This window comes from Endozoicomonas sp. YOMI1 (assembly GCF_024606345.1).
Classification (GTDB): domain Bacteria; phylum Pseudomonadota; class Gammaproteobacteria; order Pseudomonadales; family Endozoicomonadaceae; genus Endozoicomonas.
In genome coordinates this window covers 1-4380 of sequence record NZ_JAHHPM010000494.1, presented here as the reverse complement: position 1 = coordinate 4380, position 4380 = coordinate 1, and the positions used below count along the sequence as shown (strand labels likewise).

Below are 4380 nucleotides of genomic sequence, written 5' to 3'. Positions count from 1 at the left end.
CCCTGCCCTGAAACCGGACTTTCAACGGCAACTGGAAGCCGCCATGCACGGTGCCTCTGATCTGCTACAAGTCACTGGCAGCGATCGTGAAGACTGTCGGTCGGATTCCTATGTCCAAACTTACCAGCTCAAACCCGATAAAACGGCGATCACCGAGAAATTTGAGCTGACGCCCTTGCCACTGCAGAACATGGAAAAGTATCTGGATGATAATGTCCGGCGTTTTATTGCCAGCCGTGCAGGCATTCACACCTGTGCAAGCCCTGACCATAAAGACTGCAAAACTGACCGGCAAAATGGGATTACCCGTGGCATCCACAATAGCTTCCATGATCTCAGACAAGTCCGCGTGCCAACAGGGATGACTCGCCTGGAAAAGATGCAGTGTCGCCAGGATTTCAATTTACTAAGCACTGAAACACAAGGGGCCATCGCTCAAGAGGTGCAACGACTGAAATCCGAGGGGATACTTATGAGTCTCGGCACATTAACACAGGAAACCCTGAAATCACCTCCGGCAAAAAGAGCGCTTGAGCAAAGAGGATTTGCGGTGGTCAGTGAGAAGCGCTTCAGGGGATATGATGACACAGGCAAGGTAAACCTGCAGGAAATGCTGGTGCCCGTGCGGGTTCAGTCCAGACCATGATGCTTTTGTTTTGCCGTTAAGGAATTGAGCCTCCTGGTTGGCGTGAAAAACAGATTGTCCTGTTGCCTGAATCCAACCTACTGGTTTCGGGCTGCAGACTGGATATCCGGATCAGAATTGACGGCAAGCATTACCAGGGATTTATCATTTCTGAGACGGTCGCTGGCATATTTTAAAAACTCTCCTTGCTGTTCTATTGCAGATTTAGACCAGTGTTTATGAAAAAAAGTTTCAACACACTTATGGGAATAATTTTTCCTTCAGGAGTTCATTTTTCAAAGAATAAGGCAAATTTAAAGAAGATATTGTTCGTTTATCAAGCACTTCAAGCAGCCTCCTCTTGCACAAACTTACCAGACTGAGAGGCGTTTCTTGCGGGTTGTAGCCAAATTTCTGAGTGACTTTACGGATAACATCCGGTGTCAGGCTTCTTTCCGGACAGCTGCCGTAATAGAGCAGCTCAAAAGCAATGTCCCAGTATTCCCATTGGTTTGCCGAGAACAGAGGAGTACCATTACCAGTATAACGACTATGAACATCCGCCTTATGCCGCAACAATAACTGCACCATTCTGCAATCTCCTGAATCAGCCGCCCGGGTCAAGGGCGTATACTTCCCATAGGTTTTGCTGTGAACATCGGCACCGGATTGCAACAATAACTGCACCACCCGGTAATGTCCTGCAGCAGCGGCCTGCGTCAGGGGCGTATACTTCCCAGCGGTATTGCCGTGAACATTGGCACCGGATTGCAACAATAACTGCACCATCTGGTAATATCCTGCAGCAGCGGCCTGCGTCAGGGGCGTATACTTCCCAACGGTATTGCCGTGAACATTGGCACCCGATTGCAACAATAACTGAACCACCGGGTAATGTCCTGCAGCAACCGCCTGCGTCAAGGGCGTATACTCCCCAACGGTATTACCGTGAACATTGGCACCGGATTGCAACAATAACTGCACCACCGGGTAATGTCCTGCGGCAGCCGCCTGCGTCAAAGGCGTATATTTCCCAACGGTATTACCGTGAACATCGGCACCGGATTGCAACAATAACTGCACCACCGGGTAATGTCCTGCGGCTGCCGCCTGCGTCAAGGGCGTATATTTCCCAAAGGTATCACCGCGAACCTTGGCACCTGATTGCAACAGCAGTTTGACAATTTCAAGTTGCCCGGATGCAGCCGCCATGACCAGCGGGGGGGGGAGGATAGTCCCTATAAAAGGTATTGCAATCAGGATCAGCACCCGATTGCAACAGAAGTTCCACTAACTCAATGTCCTGCTTGGCGACAGCCCCTGACAGTGGTGAAAATAGTCTGTATTTATGGCCGTTCACTTCAACCGCATTATACTTCAACAGCAATTTCACGATCTCAATGCAAGCTTTCTCAACAGCTATTCTAAGTAGACCTTTCACGTTACCCGGACCTTGCCACTGAGCGCCATGTTCCAGCAACAGCTTAACCAGCTGAACATGCCCATGACTGACCGCTTCGCTCAGGGAATTCGACCTGAAATAGCCGCCATCAAAGCTGTTAATGTTGGCCCCATGACCCACCAGTAGCCGGGCAATCTCAATATATCCCATACCCGCCGCTTTGCACAGTGGCGTCCCCCTTCCAGAAGCATTACTATTAGCGTCGGCTCCCATATTCAGTAACAGTCGTACGCTCTCGATATGCCCATGCACTGTAGCCTGATTCAGTGGCGTTCCGCCTTTGTTGGCAAAGCTGTGAATGTCTGCTCCATGCTCCAGCAACAGGCTTATTGCCTCGACCTGTCCGTTTCTGGCAGCCTGGGTCAGGGGAGTCCGCCAGCCAGTGGTATTGCCGTTAATATCCGCCTGGTAATCCAGCAACAGCTGCATAAGTTCAGTGTTACCCCGGGCAGTAGCCGTGGCCAGTGGCGTCATGCCCCTGGAATCGCAGTAGTCGACATGTGCCCCGGACTCCAACAGCAACCTCGCGATGTCAACTAACCCGTACATGGCAGCCCGGGTCAGTGGGGTAAACCCTTCCCTGCCGGGGAACCTGAGGGCTTTACGCTGCTTGCGCAACCCTTCGTTGCTGCCATTAACCTCGGTGCCATTTTGCAGCAGCCATGCCACCATCTTGATATCCCCGCACTCAACTGCGCAATTCAGCGGGACTCTGCTGGCAGCGCCGGTGCAGTTTACGACTGTACTGCTGTTTGTACTATTGTTTTTGTCGCCGGTTCCTGTAGCAGCCAGGCCTTCCGTCCTGACTCCGGATTGTACGGCCACAGACCGATTGTGCCCATAGGAAGGCTGTAACCCGGCGCTGTCGGATATTCCCGAATCGTCGGGACCAGAGCTGCGAGGAATCTGTTTTTCATACGTGGGTAATGCAGTGTCGTCCAGTTTCTCCGAAGCTTTTGAGGCTCCAGCGGCACCGGCTGTTAGCAAGTCAAGGTGTCCTCCGACATTAAGTGGTTGCATGGTCACGTGTCATCTGTTCGAATAGATTTCAGGGTGCTTAGAGCAATCACCCTGGAAAAAAGTTCCGGCTTGTTAACCGCAGTCGGTGATTTCTGCCTTGATGTGACAGAAATTGTTAAATGATGCTTTCTTTTAAAGTCTCTTAACCGTTCGAATATATCCATGTGCATTAAATAATTTACGCATATTATCAAGACCAGTGATCATCAATGGGGCTGAATCTCCGAATTTACTAATATATTCTCCCTTGCCTAAATATACTGCAGAATGACACCTTTCATTATTTTTCCCAAAAATAGTAATAGCAGTCCCGGCTATTAAAGCATCATTTATCTCAGCAGATTTTACTTCTGCGCTAAATAATTGGTCATAGCATAGGTGCTTGTCGTTAAAATGGCCCATCATAAATGGTGCATCCAGAACAAAATGCAAGAAACCATGGCAGTCCAAAATATTAGGCTTTCCTTCAAAATAGATGAAAAAATCATGAATTTTTCTTGATAACCATTCAGGGATATCAAGTTTTTTAGATTTTTTAAAAAAATCAATGTTTGCAAGAGTATGACTTAACTTCGGCTTTCTTTTCAGGTCAGCATAATATGAAAACTCATCCTTCAGATTTTTATTTAACAATAAATGACCGGTATGATTTTTCTGTTTCTGGCCTTTAAGCAGTTTAAAGGTGATTGATTTTCCATCAGTGAAAATATCTCTTGTTATGTGGTGTAGCAGGTTTTTTCTATGTTTTAAATCCAGCCTGTAGGTTACTCTATTAATTTCTTTACTGACTTCCCTGTTTATTAGTCGACATGTTTCTCTTAATGCTAAAAAATCCCTTTTCTCAAGATGGGAAAAAATCACTTTTCTTGCACAGTCAATTTTGAGAATACTGGTTAAGAATACAGTAGATTTAACAGGTCGATCACATTCCCTGGTAACCTCGACCTCTCCAGGCAATTTAAATAGGATAGATGTATTATCAGTAATCATGTGAACTGCAAAATTTTCAGAATTAAGAAATTTAAGTATGTACTCAAAAAGCCGGATTTTCCCCACGACAGCCACTGCGCAGCACCCTTGATCTCCTGAGTCAATCCCCGGGAATATTCCGCTACCGGGAGGCTGTCCGAGAATAGACTGCCCTACTGCGGTGGCAGCAAATTAGCTTATAACAATTCAAATAATCATTCTCTGCAGCCAGTTCGAGAGCTTTTGTATCAACTTCGGTCACATAGCTACGGCTATGCTCCCTTCGTTGTGCCTTGCATTGTAA

The 4380-nt window shown here is 47.4% G+C and carries 5 protein-coding genes; 1 reads left to right on the top strand and 4 read right to left on the bottom strand.

Going from position 1 to position 4380, the window contains the following annotated elements; all coding sequences use genetic code 11:
* A partial coding sequence (locus KDK15_RS17575; protein ID WP_257296694.1) for a hypothetical protein occupies positions 1 to 646 on the top strand: 646 nt, incomplete at its 5' end.
* A gap of 77 nt (positions 647 to 723) precedes the next feature.
* Here the strand turns inward: KDK15_RS17575 and KDK15_RS21595 are convergent.
* From KDK15_RS21595 to KDK15_RS17560, 4 genes are all read right to left on the bottom strand, one after another.
* Positions 724 to 843, bottom strand: a complete 120-nt coding sequence (locus KDK15_RS21595) for a DUF4116 domain-containing protein (protein WP_373691399.1) — start codon at positions 841 to 843, stop codon at positions 724 to 726.
* 43 nt (positions 844 to 886) lie between these two features.
* Positions 887 to 1837: an ankyrin repeat domain-containing protein gene (locus KDK15_RS17570; protein WP_257296693.1), complete on the bottom strand. Its 951-nt coding sequence runs from the start codon at positions 1835 to 1837 to the stop codon at positions 887 to 889.
* Positions 1812 to 3107 (bottom strand): ankyrin repeat domain-containing protein, encoded by a 1296-nt coding sequence (locus KDK15_RS17565; protein ID WP_257296692.1) that lies wholly within the window; start codon positions 3105 to 3107, stop codon positions 1812 to 1814. Before KDK15_RS17565 ends, KDK15_RS17570 begins: the two co-directional genes overlap by 26 nt.
* 132 nt (positions 3108 to 3239) lie before the next feature.
* Positions 3240 to 4172: a hypothetical protein gene (locus tag KDK15_RS17560; RefSeq protein WP_257296691.1), complete on the bottom strand. Its 933-nt coding sequence runs from the start codon at positions 4170 to 4172 to the stop codon at positions 3240 to 3242.
* Positions 4173 to 4380: the final 208 nt, after the last annotated feature.